Origin of the sequence: Nitrospira sp. BLG_1 (assembly GCF_047338595.1) — a bacterium.
Classification (GTDB): domain Bacteria; phylum Nitrospirota; class Nitrospiria; order Nitrospirales; family Nitrospiraceae; genus Nitrospira_D.
In genome coordinates, this window is record NZ_JBLFBO010000019.1 from 1 (window position 1) to 18904 (window position 18904).

General features: G+C 54.1%; 18 protein-coding genes. 16 read left to right on the forward strand and 2 right to left on the reverse strand.

What is annotated here, in order from left to right:
* On the reverse strand, positions 1-550 hold a 550-nt coding region (locus ACMTNU_RS13665), incomplete at its 3' end, for a glycosyltransferase (RefSeq protein WP_413935813.1).
* Positions 551-857: 307 nt separating this feature from the next.
* Here ACMTNU_RS13665 and ACMTNU_RS13670 point away from each other — a divergent pair.
* Positions 858-2210 carry an FAD-dependent oxidoreductase gene (locus tag ACMTNU_RS13670; protein WP_413935814.1) on the forward strand — a complete coding sequence of 451 codons (1353 nt, stop codon included), beginning with the start codon at positions 858-860 and terminating at the stop codon, positions 2208-2210.
* 24 nt (positions 2211-2234) lie between these two features.
* On the opposite strand, the gene ACMTNU_RS13675 is transcribed toward ACMTNU_RS13670, so the two are convergent.
* Positions 2235-3095, reverse strand: coding sequence for an NAD(+)/NADH kinase (locus ACMTNU_RS13675; protein WP_413935815.1), 861 nt, complete (start codon positions 3093-3095; stop codon positions 2235-2237).
* A gap of 397 nt (positions 3096-3492) precedes the next feature.
* Between ACMTNU_RS13675 and ACMTNU_RS13680 the strand changes: the two genes are divergently transcribed.
* From ACMTNU_RS13680 to ACMTNU_RS13750, 15 genes are all read left to right on the forward strand, one after another.
* Entirely contained in the window at positions 3493-5919 is a 2427-nt protein-coding gene (locus tag ACMTNU_RS13680) for an ATP-dependent Clp protease ATP-binding subunit (RefSeq protein WP_413935816.1), read from the forward strand.
* Between the two features lie 149 nt (positions 5920-6068).
* Entirely contained in the window at positions 6069-7130 is a 1062-nt protein-coding gene (gene tsaD / locus ACMTNU_RS13685; protein ID WP_413935817.1) for a tRNA (adenosine(37)-N6)-threonylcarbamoyltransferase complex transferase subunit TsaD, read from the forward strand.
* Between the two features lie 109 nt (positions 7131-7239).
* Complete coding sequence (gene hflX, locus ACMTNU_RS13690) at positions 7240-8838, forward strand: GTPase HflX (protein ID WP_413935818.1); 1599 nt, start codon at positions 7240-7242, stop codon at positions 8836-8838.
* Positions 8839-8859: 21 nt separating this feature from the next.
* The gene (gene nth, locus ACMTNU_RS13695) at positions 8860-9525 is read left to right on the forward strand and encodes an endonuclease III (RefSeq protein ID WP_413935819.1); all 666 of its coding nucleotides are present in this window, start codon (positions 8860-8862) and stop codon (positions 9523-9525) included.
* On the forward strand, positions 9522-10400 hold the full coding sequence (locus tag ACMTNU_RS13700; protein WP_413935820.1) for a YicC/YloC family endoribonuclease: 879 nt from the start codon (positions 9522-9524) through the stop codon (positions 10398-10400). The genes nth and ACMTNU_RS13700 overlap by 4 nt, the downstream gene beginning before the upstream one ends.
* Positions 10397-11092 (forward strand): guanylate kinase, encoded by a 696-nt coding sequence (gene gmk / locus ACMTNU_RS13705; protein WP_413935821.1) that lies wholly within the window; start codon positions 10397-10399, stop codon positions 11090-11092. Before ACMTNU_RS13700 ends, gmk begins: the two co-directional genes overlap by 4 nt.
* 43 nt (positions 11093-11135) lie before the next feature.
* Positions 11136-11495, forward strand: a complete 360-nt coding sequence (locus ACMTNU_RS13710; protein ID WP_413935822.1) for a DNA-directed RNA polymerase subunit omega — start codon at positions 11136-11138, stop codon at positions 11493-11495.
* Position 11496: 1 nt separating this feature from the next.
* The gene (gene coaBC, locus ACMTNU_RS13715; RefSeq protein ID WP_413935823.1) at positions 11497-12744 is read left to right on the forward strand and encodes a bifunctional phosphopantothenoylcysteine decarboxylase/phosphopantothenate--cysteine ligase CoaBC; all 1248 of its coding nucleotides are present in this window, start codon (positions 11497-11499) and stop codon (positions 12742-12744) included.
* A gap of 8 nt (positions 12745-12752) precedes the next feature.
* Positions 12753-13508, forward strand: coding sequence for a tetratricopeptide repeat protein (locus ACMTNU_RS13720; RefSeq protein WP_413935824.1), 756 nt, complete (start codon positions 12753-12755; stop codon positions 13506-13508).
* A 95-nt stretch (positions 13509-13603) separates the two neighbouring features.
* Positions 13604-14104, forward strand: a complete 501-nt coding sequence (gene aroQ / locus ACMTNU_RS13725) for a type II 3-dehydroquinate dehydratase (protein WP_413935825.1) — start codon at positions 13604-13606, stop codon at positions 14102-14104.
* Between the two features lie 48 nt (positions 14105-14152).
* Positions 14153-14713 carry an elongation factor P gene (gene efp, locus ACMTNU_RS13730; protein ID WP_413935826.1) on the forward strand — a complete coding sequence of 187 codons (561 nt, stop codon included), beginning with the start codon at positions 14153-14155 and terminating at the stop codon, positions 14711-14713.
* Positions 14710-15264, forward strand: a complete 555-nt coding sequence (accB, locus tag ACMTNU_RS13735; RefSeq protein ID WP_413935827.1) for an acetyl-CoA carboxylase biotin carboxyl carrier protein — start codon at positions 14710-14712, stop codon at positions 15262-15264. Before efp ends, accB begins: the two co-directional genes overlap by 4 nt.
* A 43-nt stretch (positions 15265-15307) precedes the next feature.
* Positions 15308-16648, forward strand: coding sequence for an acetyl-CoA carboxylase biotin carboxylase subunit (gene accC, locus ACMTNU_RS13740; RefSeq protein WP_413935828.1), 1341 nt, complete (start codon positions 15308-15310; stop codon positions 16646-16648).
* A gap of 204 nt (positions 16649-16852) precedes the next feature.
* Positions 16853-18106 (forward strand): efflux RND transporter periplasmic adaptor subunit, encoded by a 1254-nt coding sequence (locus ACMTNU_RS13745; RefSeq protein WP_413935829.1) that lies wholly within the window; start codon positions 16853-16855, stop codon positions 18104-18106.
* 89 nt (positions 18107-18195) lie between these two features.
* Entirely contained in the window at positions 18196-18897 is a 702-nt protein-coding gene (locus ACMTNU_RS13750; RefSeq protein ID WP_413935830.1) for an ABC transporter ATP-binding protein, read from the forward strand.
* The last annotated feature ends 7 nt before the right edge of the window (positions 18898-18904 follow it).

Consider the following 18904-nt stretch of genomic DNA (forward strand, 5'->3'; position numbering starts at 1 on the left):
TGAAGTCGCAATCCATCTCAATGATTCGATCATACGGTCGCTGGAGGGCCCACTGAAAGCCCGCGATGTAGGCCGGTCCGAGCCCTTCCTTTTTGGACCGATGGAGCACATGGATATGAGGGGAGCCGGTGCTGAGCTGATCAGCCAGATCGCCGGTCCCATCCGGTGAGTTGTCGTCCACAATCAGAATATCGGTGACGAGATATCGGCCAATTGCCGTAACCAATGCCTCCAGATTGGCACGTTCATTATAGGTCGGAAGGACCACAACGATGGATTCGTCAAATGTGAATGGTGAGGTCGGCACGAGCTGCAGTTCTCCCGCCACCTGAGAGTATTCCGTACGATGAGCACTCACTGCCACGCGAGCGCTATTGATGCCTTGAGCAATAAGTACTTCTGCCTGATCAAAGTCCGGTACGAGATAGGCTTCGTCCGGGCGCAACTGCCTGGGAGAGAAAGGCTGACCATCCATGCAAGCCGGATGGAAGTGAATAGAAGTCGGTTGGGGGCCAGTGTCTGATGGAGCAGCCGTCGGGTGTGAGGGCATGAAGAGCCTTGTCGAGTCTCACGGGTTGTGATGGATCTGCCTATCCTGAATGAGAGAGGCACCGGAGATCCTGGATACCGTGGGAAGCAAGACCGAAACGGATCGTGCCTGTGACTCGCAGCGCTTCTCCGTAGAAGCCGGTGGATTGTAGACGACAGGTGAGAACTGTGCAAGTAGGAGCCATGGGCGGCGGTTCCTTTGAGTCATCAATGCGCCACCCGTTTTGACAGTGCAGGAATCGCTATGTTACAGTCCGCGGATCGTTGATAATCAAGGCTTTTCTACGTATATCGAAGGACGAGTGAATATGAGCGGATCGCAGGCACATGTTGTCATCGTGGCAGGGGCAGGGCCAGCTGGTATGGCAGTGGCGGCTGCTCTCTCAAAAGTCGGGCACGAGGTCATCATTCTAAACCGTGATATTAAATTCGGTGGGTTGGCAGAATATGGGATCTTCCCATCCAAGTTGAAGCTTCGCGGGGGTCTTAAAAAACAGTACTGGGAGCTCCTTCAACAGAAGAACGTCCATTATTTAGGGAACGTCACGATTGGGAAAGGAAAGGATCTCACAGTTGAAGAGGTGTGTGGGCTAGGGGCGAGCGCGGTTGTCTTTACCATCGGTGCTCAGGGAACCAAAGCCATTGGTGTGGAAGGGGATTCTGCACAAGGCGTGTTTCACGCAAAAGACGTCGTCTATCACTTCAATCGGCTTCCAGGATTTGGGGATCGCCCCTTTGACATGGGAAAGCACGTTGCGGTGATCGGGGCTGGTGACGTGATGGTGGATATTGCCCACTGGTTAACCCGCTATAAACAGGTCGAACGGGTTACGGCGATCGTGCGACGTGGACCGGTTGAACGAAAATACAATCCCAAGGAGATTCGGAGTATCTGTGCCAACATGGATCTTGAGGGGATCAACGCTGAGTTTGCCCGTATCAAGGACCGCCTCACCAAGGTCGGACAGAACCCTGAGGAAGTCTTGAAGGCATTTACCGACGAGTTTACCAAGTGCGAACCAAAAATGTCTGAGACAAAGATGGGTTTTCGTTTCCTTGCCTCTCCGAAACGGATTCTCATTGATTCCAACAATCGCGTGCGCGGACTCGAAATGGAAGACAATCGGCTCGATCCCAAGGGAGAGGATACGGTCGCTGTCGGCCTGAAAGAGTATTACGAGTTCCCTTGTGATTCAGTGGTGTTTGCTGTTGGTGATCGGGTCGATGAGACAGTCGGGCTCCCCTATAAGAATGGAGTGTTTACCACCAATCCGAACAAGACCGGGAATGATCCTGATGATGCTCTGTTCCAGGCGTATGATGAATCGACCGGCAAGGTGATGGAGGGGGTCTTCTTAGCGGGTTGGGCTCGAAAAGCCAGTGAAGGCCTCGTTGGTGTTGCGAAACGCGATGGCGACTGGTGCGCCGAGGTGGTTGAACGGTACTTGGGCACGAAGACCGGCGGGGGAGGCGTGAATAACGTCCTGGACCGTCTGCACACGCGGTTAAAGCAACGACAGAGTCGACCGGTTGATGTGAATGGACTGCGGGCTCTGGATGTGGCCGAACGTACATTCTCCGAGAAGACCGACTGTATCGGTGAGTTCAAGTTTTCGGCGAATCAGGACATGCTGAAATATATCGAACAGACAAGTCGCTGAAACCGGCAGACCGCGCTCCCGTCATTAACTATGTCCCCACTTTAACTTTTCCCGTAACACTTCATAATAGTGGCTTTCAGGAAATCTGATGAGCCGAGTCCGGCTCTCTGAAGCTTGGATGACGGCGGTGTCGCCCTGTGTCATGGCCACGCCGACTTGTCCATCTAACGTTGCCATTGATCCATCATCTTTACTGGTCAGTGTCACTTCAATGACGGCATTACTGGGCACGATCAAGGGTCGATGAGTCAAGGTGTGCGGACAGATTGGTGTCAGGATGAGCGCTTGGAGACCGGGATTCATGATCGGGCCCCCGGCGGAGAGTGAATAAGCGGTAGAGCCTGTGGGCGTTCCGATGATGAGGCCATCTCCCCGAAGATTCGTCACGAATTGGCCTCCAATTGCAACGTGCAGTTCAATCATGCGAGCCAAGGTGCCTTTGCTGATGACCACATCGTTGAGCACGACGCCTTGCGCGACCGTTTCTCCATGCCGGTGGATATGTGTGGCAAGCATCAGCCGTTCATCAAGGGCGAAATCGTTGGCGAAGACTCGTTCCAGGGATGGATAGAGGTTGTCGAGTCGGACCTCCGTCAGGAATCCAAGTCCTCCCATGTTGACTCCCAGAATTGGAATGCTTCGTTCAGCTGAAAGTCGCGCCGCGCTGAGAATGGTTCCGTCCCCTCCCAGTACCAGTAAAACATCGGCCTTTTGAGCAAGTTGAGTTTTAGGGATTCCTCCGGGTTCGTTCAACAACAATGCGGAGGTCGTGTCGAGTAAGACGTCGATGTGATGCTCACGAAGCCAGGCGACTACGCCGAGCAGCGTAGTCTTTACTTCGGGGAACTTTGGCTTCGTCAGAATCCCAATACTCTTACTTTTCATGAATGCCAAGCATGATGGTGGGCGGATAGGAACGGTAATTGTATCGGGATGCGTAATTTTGTGTCAACGGAAAGGCTGTTGGACGTTCCATATTGTCGATAGAGGATTCCTTGACCCGCGTCTTCACTCTGCCAGCGTGCATTTCGCAACGGGCGAATAAGCCATATAATAACAGAAAGAGATGCGTATAATTGAAGCGATATCTGTGGGGCAATCGAGCATTCCTGAAGTGTGCTCACACGGAAGGACGTGGAATTCATAAGTCAGGACCGTATGGACTAGTCTCGTTCTCGACTCAATCTTGACTCTCAAACATACTGTGGTTAGAATCAGAGCAAGGTTTTTCAAGGGTTTGCTTGAATGCGGCCGGGGTTCCACTCACCGAGAAGGAGGCAGGATGTTCGAACGATTTACGGATAAGGGTCGGAAGATCATCATCCTTGCGCGTGAGGAGGCTGAGCGGCATCAGAACGACTATCTAGGTACCGAACATTTGGTCTTGGCGATCCTTCGTGAGTCCGACGGGATTGCTCTCATGATCCTGAAGAAGATGGGGTTGTCGACTGAACAGATCCGATTGGAAATCGAACGAAACTTGCCCGGTGGGGGGACGACGATGACGTTTGGGGAGATCCCCTTTAGCCCACGGGTCAAGAAGGTAATTGAATATGGGGTGGAGGAGGCTCGGTTATTGGGCCATAACCACATCGGGAGTGAGCATCTGCTCCTCGGACTGTTACGTGAAGAGGAAGGGATCGGTGGGAAAATCCTTCGAAGTCTAGGGGCGAATCTATTGACCGCGCGTCAGTTAACCGTGACGTTTTTGCGGAAGTCTGCGCCTCGTGAGCGCGATCGGAAGAGCAATACTCCCGCGTTGGATGAGTTTGGCCGTGACCTGACTCAATTGGCGCAGGAAGGTCAATTGGATCCCGTGATTGGTCGGGCTGACGAAATCGAGCGGGTCTTGCAGATTCTCAGCCGGCGAAGCAAGAACAATCCGGTGCTCATTGGGGAGTCGGGTGTCGGGAAAACAGCCATTGTCGAAGGGCTTGCCCAACGGATCATCCAGTCTGAGGTGCCGGATAACCTGCTTTCGCGTCGAGTCATCGCATTGGATCTAGGGTCTCTTGTTGCGGGGACGAAGTATCGTGGACAGTTTGAAGAGCGTCTCAAGGTTGTGATGAAGGAAATTGTTCAAGCCGGTAATATCATTATATTCATCGACGAGCTACATACACTGGTGGGTGCTGGAGCGGCTGAGGGATCCATTGATGCATCGAACATGCTGAAACCGGCGCTCTCGCGAGGAGAAATTCAGTGTATCGGTGCGACCACGTTAGATGAATACCGGAAGCATATCGAAAAAGACGGGGCATTGAAGCGGAGGTTTCAACCGATTTATGTCCAGCCGCCGAACATGGATGAAACCGTCCGCATTATTCAAGGGCTTCGAGATCGCTATGAAGAACACCATGGGGTGGAGATCACGGAGGATGCGATCGTGGAGGCCGTCAAGTTGTCCGATCGGTACATCACTGATCGGTTTTTGCCGGACAAGGCGATTGACTTGATTGATGAAACCGGCTCACGCGCCAAGCTGCAGACGTATGCGCTTCCTTCAGAATTGAAGGCTATGGAGCAAGAACTGAAGAAAGTTTCTCGCGAGAAAGAGCTCTCTATTTCTACGCAGAATTTTGAGGAAGCGGTTCGGCATCGTGAAGAAGAAGAGCGGTTACGCAAGCTACTCGATGAATCCAAACGAGAGTGGAAAAAGAACCAAGAGAAAAACAAGCCTGTGATTGGGAAGGAAGATGTCGCCTACGTTGTCTCAAAAATGACGGGTATTCCGCTCTTCAAGCTGGAAGAGGAAGAATCGAATAAGCTCCTGAGAATGGAAGAATTCCTTCACAAGAGGGTGGTTGGCCAAAACGAGGCGATCTCAGCCGTTGCCAGAGCCATTCGCCGATCTCGAGCCGGTTTGAAAGAGACGAAAAAACCAATTGGCTCGTTCATTTTTCTTGGGCCGACAGGGGTTGGAAAAACAGAACTTGCCAGGACTCTGGCGGAATTTCTGTTCAACAGCGAAGATGCGTTGATTCGCGTTGATATGTCAGAATACCAGGAGAAATTCACCAGCTCTCGGCTTTTCGGGGCCCCTCCGGGCTATGTCGGGTATGAAGAGGGAGGCCAGCTGACGGAAAAGGTTCGCCGTCGGCCGTACTCCGTCGTCCTGTTTGACGAAATCGAGAAAGCGCATCCTGACGTGTTCAATGTGCTGCTCCAAGTGTTAGATGACGGAGTCCTGACTGACAGCCTCGGCCGAAAAGTTGATTTTAAGAATACTGTGGTCATTATGACGTCCAACATTGGGACAAAGATGATCCAGAAGGGTGTGTCGCTGGGGTTCCAGAGTACGGAAGGGGAAGCCGCACGTCGGAAAAAGGAAGAGGTGCTTGGAGAGCTTCGCAAGTCATTTAGTCCAGAGTTTTTGAATCGTATTGATGAAATCGTTATTTTCCATCAGCTCGAGAAAGAACAGCTCTACAATATCTTGGACATCCTTCTCCATGAGTTGAATCTGAGGCTGGTCGACAAAGGAATCGAGATCGAGGTTGATGATGAAGTCAAGCAATGGCTTATTAAAGAAGGCTATGAGCCGCTCTATGGGGCGCGACCGATGCGGAGGGCCATCCAACGCGCCATCGGTGATCCCCTTTCTGACGAATTGATCCGGGGGCGGTTTAAGGAAAGCCGTAAGGTAAAGGTGGTCTTGCGGGATGGGGCTCCGGCCTTTATTGAGCAGGAGGCCATGGCTGGGGTGTAGTGCCGTTCTTTGGTTGTTCAGCGATTCAATACGATGGACATGGCCTCTGTAGCATCTGGCTACAGAGGCCGTTTTGTTTCAACGGGCTTGGGTGATCTCGTCAGCACATGGCGACCGTTGGTACTTCAGTACAGGAAGATCCTAACTAGATGGTCTGGAAATCGGGGCCGATCCTCGGTATTGAATCTTCGTGTGATGAAACCGCCGCTGCGGTTCTTGGTTCCAGTGGAGCGGTGCTTTCCAATGTGGTGGCGTCGCAGCACTCCGTCCATGAAAAATTCGGCGGGGTGGTTCCCGAATTGGCAGCTCGAGCCCATCTTGGAAAGATTGATTTGGTTGTCATGTGCGCGTTGGAGCAAGCTCAGATTGAGAAGCGTCAGCTTCAGGCTCTGGCGGTCACTCAAGGGCCGGGATTGGCAGGGGCGTTACTTGTCGGGGTGAACTATGCCAAAGCCTTGAGCTACGGACTCGGCATTCCTCTTATGGGGGTCGATCATTTGCAGGGCCATATTGCTTCTGCATGGTTAGCCGATCCGACCTTTCCCCTTCCTTGCATTGTTCTGGTTGTCTCCGGAGGACACACGCATCTTTATCGTCGTGAGACAAATGGGGAGTGTATTCTGCTCGGGCGCACTCGTGATGATGCTGCGGGCGAAGCGTTTGATAAGGGGGCTCAGATGCTTGGCCTAGGCTATCCTGGAGGGCCGGCGATTGACCGAGTTGCTCTGACAGGAGATCGACTGGCCATTCCGTTCCCACGGTTTCATGGGGGTAGGGATAGTCTTGAGTTTAGCTTCAGTGGTCTCAAGACGTCATTGCTGTATAAGTTACGGAGAATGGCCGTTCCGCTCAGGCCGGAACAGATCGCTGATTTTGCGGCTGGGTATCAGGAGGCCATCGTAGAGGTGCTGGTGACGAAGTCCTTGGCGGCCTTGAAGCAATCGAGGTTATCTGCGCTTGCGGTGGTAGGTGGTGTATCAGCGAACTCGAGGCTACGTGCGGTGTTGAACGAACGAGCGGGGCATGGGCAGTTCCGACTGTCGCTTCCTCCGATGGAGTTCTGTACGGACAATGCAGCCATGATTGCATCGGCGGGGCGTGAGCGACTGATGCGTAGAGAGCCCTGTGCTTCTGATCTGGACATTTATCCGATGGATGGTGCAATGATTCTGAGTGAGACGAGTTCGGTGACTGCGGGTTTCCCGAAGTAGAAGGAGAAGAACCATTTCTGATATCCGTGGTCATATTGCCGGGCTTCGTGCGAGCCAGCTCGTCGCGCTCGAACGACTCTACCGTCGTCGCGTGATGAGTGACACGATCATGTCTCCGGATCTGGCCAAGGTGCTGGGCCAACTTACGCGTGAACTCCGTCGACCGATCGGTGTGCTGCTGACCAGGCGGGGACAGGTTCAGGAAGTCATCGTGGGAACGGAGTTGACGCTCGCTCCTGTGACGCTCGCCTTGTTCCGTGCCGGCAGTCGGGCTCTTCGTGGTTTGCGATTTATTCGGACGCAATTGCATGATCAGCCGCTGAACCAGGAAGTGCTCACCGACCTCGCTTTCTTGCGACTCGATCTCATTGGCGTCATTAGTGTCGCCGATGATGGGCAGCTGGGGCACATGTATCTGGCGAATTTGCTGCCTTCCAATGCTACCGGCCAATTATTCAAGGTCTGGCCGTCGATCCCCTTTCATAGTCTCAAGGTTGTGTTTGACGAGTTTATTCAGGATCTCGAAACGGAACTTCAGCAGGCTGCTGCGCAGTACTCGGTTGCACAGGGAAAGGAGTCAGCAATCCTTGTGAGTGCGTCTGCACAAAGCCGAGCGGAGCAGGAGGAACGTTTGACTGAATTGGCGGAGTTGGCAGCGTCGTCTGATGTGACGGTGATCGATCGCATGGCCCAACGAACATCGGATGGACATCAGCGTTATCTGCTGGGAAGCGGTAAAATGAAAGACGTGTTGATTCAGACGCTTCACCGTGGGGCTGACATGGTCATCTTTGACCAGACACTCTCGCCGGCCCAACTCCGCGCCATTTCAGAAATGACGGACATCAAGGTTATTGATCGTACGCAGCTGATTCTGGATATTTTTGCCCGTCGTGCACATAGCCGTGAAGGGAAAATTCAGGTCGAATTGGCACAGCTCCGCTATCTGTTGCCGCGATTGTCCGGGCGGGGAACGCAGTTGTCGCGTTTAGGAGGAGGCATCGGGACGCGGGGGCCAGGTGAATCAAAACTTGAGACGGATCGACGACGAGTTCGTGAGCGGATCACGCATTTGGAGCGGGAATTGGCGAGGTTCGCGCGGCACCAAGACCGGCGACGATCCCGACGAGGGCGATTCGGACTTCCTGTGATCTCGCTGGTCGGGTATACCAATGCTGGGAAGTCTACTCTACTCAATGTCTTGACCAAGAGCCAGGTTTCAGCTCAAAACCGCCTGTTTGAAACACTTGATACCACAAGCCGACGGTTGCGATTTCCCGAAGACCGGGAAGTCATCATTACGGACACCGTGGGCTTTATTCGCGATCTTCCGCAGGAATTGGTCGGCGCGTTTCGGACGACGCTGGATGAGCTTCGTGAGGCGGATCTCCTGCTCCATGTCGTCGATGTCAGCGCTGTCGATATTGACGTGCAGATCACTGCTGTAGAAACCATCCTGGCCGAGCTGCAGCTGACGGCGATTCCGAGAGTGCTCGTATTCAACAAATGTGACCGGGTTTCTCCTCAACAAGTTGAACGGCTCTGCCAACGGTATGACGCCATCGGGATTTCTGCACTTCAGCCCACCACGCTGCGTCCTCTGCTTGCTCGACTGGAGTTGCACGTGAAAGCCTTGATGCCTGTCGATGGTCAAACGGCGGACATGCCTCAGGGCGATGATGCGGTTGCCCTTGCAACTTACGAGTAAGCGCTGCACAATTAGGCGTTTATGATACCAACCAATCGCAGAAAGACAGGCTCTTCGTCTCGCCGTGCAGAAAAAATTGCCGTACAGCTACGTCAAGCCATACCGGAGGTGAGGATAGAGTTAGCACACCGTTCTCCCTGGGAGCTCTTGGTTGCCACGATTCTTTCGGCACAATGTACGGACCAGCGAGTGAATCAAGTGACACCGGCATTATTCCAACGATATCCGACTCCACAGTCTCTGGCGAAGTCGGAGACGGTCGATCTGGAGGCGCTGATCAAACCAACGGGTTTCTACAAGAGCAAGGCAAAGAACTTGGTCGGCTGTGCGCAGGCTGTGTCGAACCGCTTTGGTGGCCACGTACCGAATACGATGGACGAACTGACGTCCATCCCCGGTGTTGGACGAAAGACAGCGAATGTACTTCTCGGAGGAGTGTTTGGGAAACCGGGAGTCGTTGTCGATACCCATGTGAAGCGTATGGCGAACCGCTTGGATTTGAGTCGTTCGCAAAGTCCTGAACAGATTGAGCGTGATCTTCAGGCGATCTACCCACAAGTTGAGTGGACAGATATTTCTCAGCGCCTGTTGCTGCATGGACGATACGTGTGTCTTGCGCGGAAGCCCCGTTGTCGTGCCTGTCCGATCTCGGATGTGTGCGAGTGGGAAGGAAAATTAACCAGATGATCACGAGTATGACCGGTTTTGGTCGACGCCAGGGAACGTATGCGGAAACGACCGTCACGATCGAGGTGCGATCAGTCAACCATCGGTTTTTGGAAACATCCATCCGCCTGCCGAAATCAATGGGAGGGATGGAAGAAATACTGAAGAAATCCGTCCAGAAGCATTGTGCTCGTGGACGCGTTGATCTTACGGTGGTGCTCCAGGGAGCACGGGGGAATGGGCGAGTGCCTCAACTTGACGAGAGCTTAGCCAAGCACTACCATCATACGCTTCGAGCTCTCCAACGTACGTTGAAGCTGAAAGGATCGATTGACATCGCCACGATGGCTGGGTTTCGTGATGTCATTGTGCTTTCAGAACAGTCAACTGATGATCCCAAGCTCTTTAAGCTAGTCGAGCAGTTAGGAGCGAAAGCGGTCCGTGATATGGCCACCATGCGGAAAAAGGAGGGTGGTCTGTTGGAGAAGGATATTCTTTGTCGCTTGGCTTGCGTACGGACCGGCAAGACGGTGATCGCCGGCCGTGCCTCATCCGTGACACAGGAAGCATTTGATCGGATGAAGCTGCGTGTAGAGAAGCTGCTGGGAGAGACCATTCCGGATCTCCCGCGACTCAACCAGGAGCTGGCCATCTACGCCGATCGGTGTGACATTACGGAAGAATTGGTCAGACTGGATGCGCATATGGTACAGTTTGAACAGGCTGTTCAGCAGAGTGAGCCTGTCGGGAAGACTCTTGACTTTCTTCTGCAGGAGATGGGGCGTGAAGTGAATACCATTGGCTCGAAGGCGAACGATTCTGCGATTGCCGCAGAGGTGGTTCGAATGAAAGCAGAAATGGAACGTTTGCGTGAGCAGGTACAGAACGTCGAATGAGTAGTCCATCGACCACATCCCATCTGGCTTCCAGCCTGCCGGAGCAGCAACCTGATCCCACGCGTCGGGGGATTCTGTTTATCGTTTCAGCCCCTTCAGGCGCTGGAAAGACAACGTTGTGTAAACAGATTGTGGCCTCGATATCCGGAGTGTGGCATTCCATATCCGCGACAACCAGAAAGCCTCGTCCGGGGGAGGAACACGGACGAGAGTATTTCTTCATCGAGGAACAAGTGTTTCACGATATGGTGAGACGTGATGAATTCTTGGAATATGCCTATGTCCATGACCACTGGTACGGAACTCCTCGGGGCCCCCTTCTCGACAAGATTCAACAGGGTGTTGATGTGTTGCTTGAAATTGATGTTCAGGGCGCTCTCCAGATCAAGAAGCAGTTTGTCGATGCGGTGTCCATCTTCATCCTACCGCCATCCATGGAGATTCTCCGTGCCAGACTGCAGAACCGAGCGTCGGACTCTCAGGAGGAAATCCTGCGCCGACTCTGCAAGGTGAAGGACGAAGTCCGGTGTGTTGGTGAATACTCCTACATTCTTCGAAATGATGAATTTGAACGGTCTCTTCGTGAGTTACAGAGCATTTTTCAGGCGGAACGTCTGAAGTCCCAGCGGATGGACTTGCAGTGGCTTGAGCGGAACTTTACCGGCGAGTGCAATGCAGCACCGGCAGGGTGAGAGTCTTTACTCACATTTTATCGCAGAGGGAGCGAGTCATACTATGATCGACATGCTGAACTTGTTGCCGCAGTACACGTCCAACGAATTCGACTCCAGACACCGATTGGTAATTGTCGCTTCCCAGAGGGCCAAACATTTGACCCAGGGCGCCAGGCCTGGGGGACCCTCCCGGTTTACAAAAGAAACGACGGTTGCGCTTGATGAGGTCTTGAAAGGGCAAGTGAAGTATTTGATGGGCAAGGAAGCGCGCGATGCAATGAAGGAAGCCAAGCGCGGGAAAGAGGGCGAAACCGAGCGTATTGCGATGATGACCGGAGAAGATGCCAAAGAGATCAAGAAAGAGCTGAGTGTATATGTAGATGATACGGCTCAGCCGGCGGTCGTCCCAACCGAGGAGTAGAATGGTGGACGAAGCGAGGGCCGCCGGGACTCTTGGTGGCAAACACCTCGTACTCGGGGTGACGGGGAGTATTGCCGCCTATAAGGCTGTCGGCGTGCTTCGCGCGTTGAGGGAGCAAGGGGCGACCGTATCGGTTCTCATGACACGGGGAGCGACAAAGTTTATCACGCCTCTGACGTTTGAAGTGCTCTCGGGTCATCGTGTGGTCACCGATCTCTTTGAGTCTCCTGAAACCATGCCGCATCTGACCATGGCCGAGGGTGCCGATGCGGTTCTTGTAGCCCCGGCGACCGCGCATTTTCTGGCGAAGGCGGCGCTTGGCCTTGCCGATGATGTCTTGAGCACGATGCTGCTGAATGTTCGCTGCCCTGTCATTGTTGCTCCCGCGATGGACGGGGAGATGTGGACTCATCCCACAGTTACGCAACATGTGGATGCGCTCCGAGCGCGTGGAGTGGTCGTGCTTGATCCGGAAGTGGGCCCACTTGCATCTGGTCGGATCGCACAGGGAAGGTTCCCCGCAGAGGGGACAATTCTGGACGCAGTTCATGCTGCCTTACTGCCTCAGCGAGATTGGCGAGGTCAGCGGGTATTGGTGTCCGCCGGACCGACCCAGGAGCCACTTGATCCGGTGCGATTTCTTTCCAACCGGTCATCCGGGAAAATGGGGTATGCCATTGCAGAAGCGGTCTGTGCACGGGGTGGGGACGTGGTATTGGTCACGGGACCTTCCGCATTGACGCCTCCGTCGGGGGTCACGACTGTTCACGTGAATACCGCGAGTGAGATGGCCGATGCCTTGTCTCGGCACTTTTCTTCCTGCACAGTCCTGATCATGGCGGCTGCCGTTGCCGATTTTCGTCCACGGGTGCCAGCTTCAGGGAAGCTGAAAAAACAGGGCAAAGTTGCGATTGAGTTTGCGCTCGAAGCGACGCCGGACATTCTTGCGATGCTCTCCGCAAGGCGCACATCACAGGTTGTTGTCGGGTTTGCCGCAGAAACAGAACAGCTGCTCTCCCATGCCAAGGACAAGCTGAGAGCAAAGGGATTGGATCTGATTGTCGCCAATGATGTGACGCACGCAGGTGGCGGGTTCGGCAGTGATGACAATGCGGCGACAATTCTCTCAGCCACAGGAGAGCAGAGAGCGTTCGGTCTGATGCCCAAGCGGCGGTTGGCAGATGAGATTCTGAATGCGGTGCGTGATTTGTGTCTGGTGGTACCACGTGGACAATCACTCGTGGAGTAATCCTGTTTATGGCTTCTGGGTCTAAGAAGACGGACAACGCTGCCGAAATCGATCGATTGGCCATGGCGTTCGCCAAAGAGCCAGGATCAAAAGTCTTTATTCCTCTGGCCGAAGAGTATGGGAAGGCTGGTCGGTGGGAAGAAGCTGTCGCTGTGCTTGAGGATGGCCTGAAGACCTATCCCGGTTTCATTACGGCCATGGTGGCGTTAGGGCGTGCGTATGAGCAGGTGAACCAGCCGGTCAAGGCGAAAGCCATTCTTGAGGAGGCCATAAAGATCAGCCCGGATAATCTCCGTGCGCATCGAACATTGGCAAAACTCTATGCAGCCCAAGGGGCCAAAGATGCCGCCATCCGTTCTTGTAACGCCATTTTGGCGGTGAACTCACAGGATCAGGAAGCGTTGACTCTGCGGGCAAGTCTTGACCACGCGGTGGCGAAAGAACAGGTTCCGGTTCAGAACCAACCGAGAGTGGAATGTGAGAAGACTGAGAAGTTTCAGTCTGAGCGTCCTGGTGCAGAACCAAAAGCATCGATTGTGGCTGAGGATGCCCCGGCAGTAGGGAATGATGGTGATGAGTATGTGGCCAGGATCAGACCCGGCGTAACCGAATGCGCCGAGCCAGTCGGTGCTGCCCGATCCGTGAGTCCTTCTGGAATGAACAGGTCCGCCGTCGCACGACTTGAGCAGTGGCTTCATTTGATCCAAGCGCGCCGCCGTGATGTTTGTGGCCCACCACATTCTATCCAGAACACTTCTGTGTAACGTCCACGGTTTGACCCTCTGAAAGCAGACTGCTAGAATGCCGCCTCCGGCGGTAAGGGTGGTTTTCGTTTGGTGTGGAAGGGGACATACGCGACGTGCTCCGTATCTTGGTTTTGCATGGTCCTAATCTGAACCTGCTGGGCAATCGCGAGCAGTCTATTTATGGGACAACGTCCCTTGAAACGATTGACTCCTCCCTCCGCGGATTGGGAGACGAACTTGGAGCCGAGCTTGTGATCCGGCAATCCAATCATGAGGGAGAGTTGGTGACGTGGATTCAGGAAGCCCGCCGAGATTGTCAGGGGATCATCATTAATCCGGCCGCCTATACTCATACCAGCATCGCAATACGCGATGCGTTGGCGGCCGTCGATCTCCCGACGGTCGAAGTTCATCTGTCAAATATTTATCGGCGGGAAGCGTTTCGGCAACAGTCCTATGTGTCTGGAGTTGCTGTCGCGCAGGTATCCGGGTTTGGCCCATCCGGCTATTTGTTGGCCTTGCGTGGACTATGCGAGCATGTCACTCACTCCTTGCCGAGGGGTTCCAAACCAGAGGCCTCGCCTGCAGTGAGAGGCAGAACCAACCTTGCGTGATCCTACTGGTAGGCGAGGGGTGTTTCTTTTCATCGAAGGGAGTGTAGAGTGATTTCCACGGTTGATTTTCGTGGCGGTGTCCGTCTGATGGTTGAAGGGGAACCTTTCTATATCGTTGAGTTTCAACACGTCAAGCCCGGCAAAGGTGGGGCATTTGTCCGTACCAAGTTGAAGAGTTACCTCTCAGGGAATGTGCTGGATCGTACCTTTCGATCTGGAGAGCGATTTGAAGAGCCTGATCTTGAAGAACGTGAGATGCAGTTTCTCTATGCAGCCGGCGAGGCCTATACGCTCATGGATACGGAGACCTATGAGCAGCTGACATTTGAGAAAGGTCAATTGGGGGAGAACGCCGATCTGTTGAAAGAAAACATGGTCGTCAAGATCCTCATCTATGAGCATCGTCCGATTGCGGTGGAATTGCCGAACTTTATTGAACTCAAGGTCGTCGACGGAGAGCCGGGTGTGCGGGGAGACACAGCATCCGGAGGAACAAAACCGGTCATCGTGGAAACGGGAGCCACCATCAAGGTGCCGCTGTACCTGGAGGTTGGGACGGTGATTCGAATCGATACGCGTACGCGATCTTATGTGGAGCGTGTTCGGTGAGAGGTCGTCGCTCAAAGCCAAAAGCGCGTCGTATCGTGTTACCGAAGAGGCCTGGCTCGCCGCTTGGTGAAGCCATGCCCACGATCGGTTCCAGCAGACATCTCCAGGAGCTGATCGATCTTCTTCGGCGTAATAATCTGACCGAGCTGGAGCTTGAGCACCAGGGTGTTCGGATACGGCTGAGGCATGAGCTTCCGGCCAAGGTTCCGGTGGCGGTGCATCAGGAGTCGGCTCCGACCGTTCCTCAGCAACCGTCGCATGCCGTTCCTTCTGTCACGCCGGGGATGGAAGGCACTGCCGGGTTCGTGACGGTGACCTCGCCGATTGTTGGGACGTTTTATCGCTCTCCTTCTCCCGATGCGGATTTTTATGTCGATGAAGGCGATGTGGTCAAGAAGGGCCAAGTGCTCTGCATCGTTGAGGCGATGAAGCTCATGAATGAGATCGAGTCTGAAATAGATGGTCGGATTGTGAAGATCTTCGTGGAGAACACCAAGTCGGTTGAATACGGTCAAGCCCTGTTCCTCATCGATCCTAAAGCTACCTCATAGGTCATTCTCACGGTGATTCTCTCCATCGTGTCGGAGCCAAGACGTGTTTAAAAAAGTGCTGATCGCCAATCGTGGAGAAATTGCGCTGCGAGTCATTCGCGCGTGCAAGGAGCTCGGTATTCAGACCGTCGCGATTCATTCCGAGGCGGATGCCCTTGCGATGCATGTCCGGGCGGCTGATGAAAAAGTCTGTGTCGGACCGGCCGATTCCGCGCTGAGTTATCGGAATATTCCTAATGTCCTGAGCGCGGCGGAGATTACCGGAGTCGATGCGATTCATCCCGGGTATGGGTTTCTCTCAGAAAACGCCCATTTTGCCGAAGTGTGTGAATCGATCGGGATCAAGTTCATTGGGCCAAGTTCTGAGAATATCGCCATGATGGGGGATAAAGCAAAAGCCCGAGAGATCGTTGCAAAACGAGGGCTCCCCGTCACTCCAGGAAGTCCAGGGGAAGTGCGGAGTGAGGAAGAGGCGTTACAGGCTGCCCAGAAGATCGGCTTTCCGGTTATCATCAAAGCCACGGCTGGGGGGGGAGGTCGTGGGATGCGGGTCGTGAATCGAGCCGAAGACCTGGGACGAGCCTTTCAAGCCGCTCAAGCCGAGGCCAAATCGACGTTCGGAAACGACGGGGTGTATCTTGAACGCTATTTTTTGGAACCACGCCATATCGAAGTGCAGGTCTTGGCTGATCAGCAGGGCCGGGTGATTCATCTCGGGGAACGTGACTGCTCCATCCAGCGGCGGCATCAGAAGCTGGTCGAGGAAACCCCATCCCCTGTCGTCGACGACAAGCTTCGTCGAGAGATCGGGCGAGTCGCAGTGGAAGCCGTCAAGGCGGCGCACTATCGCAATGTCGGAACGGTGGAGTTTCTTCTGGATAAGGAACGAAACTTTTACTTCATGGAGGTCAATACCCGTATTCAAGTGGAGCATCCGATTACTGAAATGGTGACGGGTGTCGATTTGATCAAGGAACAGATTCGGCTTGCAGCCGGACATCCGCTCTCGCTGCGCCAACAAGACGTCGTGCTCACCGGCCACAGTCTGGAGTGCCGCATCAATGCCGAAGATCCTGAGAAGTTTACCCCGTCTCCCGGAACCATCGCCAAATACAGTCCCCCGGGAGGATTCGGCGTGCGAGTGGATTCTGCGATGGAGTCAGGCTCGATCGTTGTGCCGCATTACGATTCGATGATTGCGAAGCTGATTACCCATGGTCGTGATCGACAAGAGTCGATGTCGCGGATGCGGCGAGCCCTGGGCGAATTCGTGATTGAGGGGATCAAGACGACGATCCCGCTTCATCGCCGAATCCTTGATGACCCTGATTTTCAGAAGGGCCATGTTTCGACCACATTTTTGGAGCATTTCTTGGCAAGGTAGCCGGTGATCGTTCCTTCCTGATCCTCCCGTGTTCGGATTTCCCGCTGGGCGTGCGTTCATTCCATTGGTCCGTGACAGTCCACCTGCGTACCGAGTTGAATCGGTGTGCCGGAATGATCATGTGTCTCGTGACGGAGGAAACGTGATTCTTGGCAGTCTTCCTGATAGGATAAAGTGATGTCTTCGTGCGAACGTGTGTAATGTATGCGACGAATTGGATTGATTCTTAGCGTTTTAGCCGTCGGTGTCGGCATCGGAGGCTATGTCTTTTTTAACGGAGAGCGGAAGCCCCCTGTTCGATATCGAACGGCGCCGGTTGAGCGTGGGCAGGTGATTTCAGTCGTCAGTGCGACCGGGACGATCAATCCGGTGGTATCCGTACAGGTGGGGACGCAAGTATCGGGCATGATCAAGAGCCTGCACGCCGATTTTAATTCGCGCGTCAAGGTCGGGGATATTGTGGCGGTCATTGACCCGGAGCCGTTCAAGGCTCGTCGGGAACAGGCTGCGAGCAATCTGGATATGGCGCGGGCGAGCGTCGCGCGTGCGAGAGCCGAATTAGCCCAACGAAAACGAGAACTCAGTCGTGTAGAAGTGTTGTTGCCGGAGCAGTTTGTTTCACAAAATGATGCCGATGTTGCCACGACGAACTACCAAAATGCAGAGGCGCAACTCCGCGTCACTGAGGCACAGGTCAAGCAAGCTGAGGCGGCGGTGAATGCCGCGGATCTCGAGCTGAAATATACAGTGATCCGTTCGCCGGTTGAGGGGATCGTGGTGGCGCGCAACATCGAGGTTGGACAGACGGTAGCGTCCAGCTTCGCCACGCCCAATCTCTTTCTCATCGCGCTTGATTTGACGAAAATGCAAGTCGACACAAATGTCAGCGAATCGGATATCGGGGGGATGTCGGAGGGAAAGGAAGCCGTCTTTACCGTCGACGCCTATCCTGGGATCTCGTTTACGGGTATCGTGAAGCAGGTTCGGCTCGCACCGATCAGTGTCCAGAATGTTGTGACGTACAATGTGGTGGTCAGTGTGGATAACGCCGATTTACGACTCAAGCCCGGTATGACCGCGAATGTCTCGATTGTGGTCGCGCAGAAGGATCAGGTCATCAAAGTTCCCAATGCCGCGCTCAGATTTGTGCCTCCGAAAGGCGAAGGGAGTCCGCGAGACGCCGGTGGACGAACGTCGAGGGGAGACACGGCTCGTCCGGTCACGCTCGACGGGAGAACCATGGAGACGAGAGCCGTCTGGAAGCAGACAGAAAGTAGAGAGCTTGTCGCGGTGCCCGTGCAGACCGGTATCTCAGACGGGGCTCTAACGGAGATCATATCTGGGAGCCTGACGGAGGGTGATCTGATTGTGATCGGGATTGAACGATCAGGAGATGAGAAAAGGGGCAACGAGCTCCCGCCAGGGTTTGGTAGCCCGCCCCGTCCTCGAAATCGCTGAGGTCTCTTTGGGATGTCTGAGGATGGTGACACACCGAATGACGTTCCTCTTCTTTCAACCGGATAAGATGATTAAGATTTTGTAGGGATATGTCCCCGCTCATTGTCTGCGAAGATCTCTGGAAAGTCTACCGAGTCGGTGACGTTGAGGTGCAGGCATTGCGGGGCCTCAGTGTGACGATCAACAAGGGTGAGTTTGTCGCCATTATGGGGACAAGCGGCTCAGGGAAGTCGACGTTGATGAATATTCTTGGCTGTCTCGATCAGCCGAGTAAGGGACGCTATCAGCTGGGCGGCGTTGAGGTGAAGGGGTTGCAGCCGGATCAGTTGGCAGAGATTCGGAATCGACAAATTGGTTTTGTCTTTCAAAGCTTCAACCTTATTCCAAGAACCAGTGCATTGGAAAATGCGCAATTGCCGCTCATGTATCGAGGCCTGCCCTTAAAAGAACAGCGAGCTCTCGCCTCGGCCGCACTGGAACGGGTCGGGCTGAAGGGCCGTGAGCATCATACCCCCACACAACTGTCAGGTGGTCAACAACAACGGGTGGCGATTGCTCGGGCACTGGTCACTTCCCCATCCTTGCTCCTCGCCGACGAACCGACCGGCAATCTTGACACGCGGTCAAGCCTGGAAATAATGGAGATTCTTGAAGGATTGAACCGTGATGGGATCACGGTCATTCTCGTGACGCACGAAGTCGATATCGCGGGTCACGCTGCACGAGAAATTGTGATCAAAGACGGACAAGTGTTGAGTGACCGTCCGATCCACCATCGAGTTCATTCGTAGGGGGTGC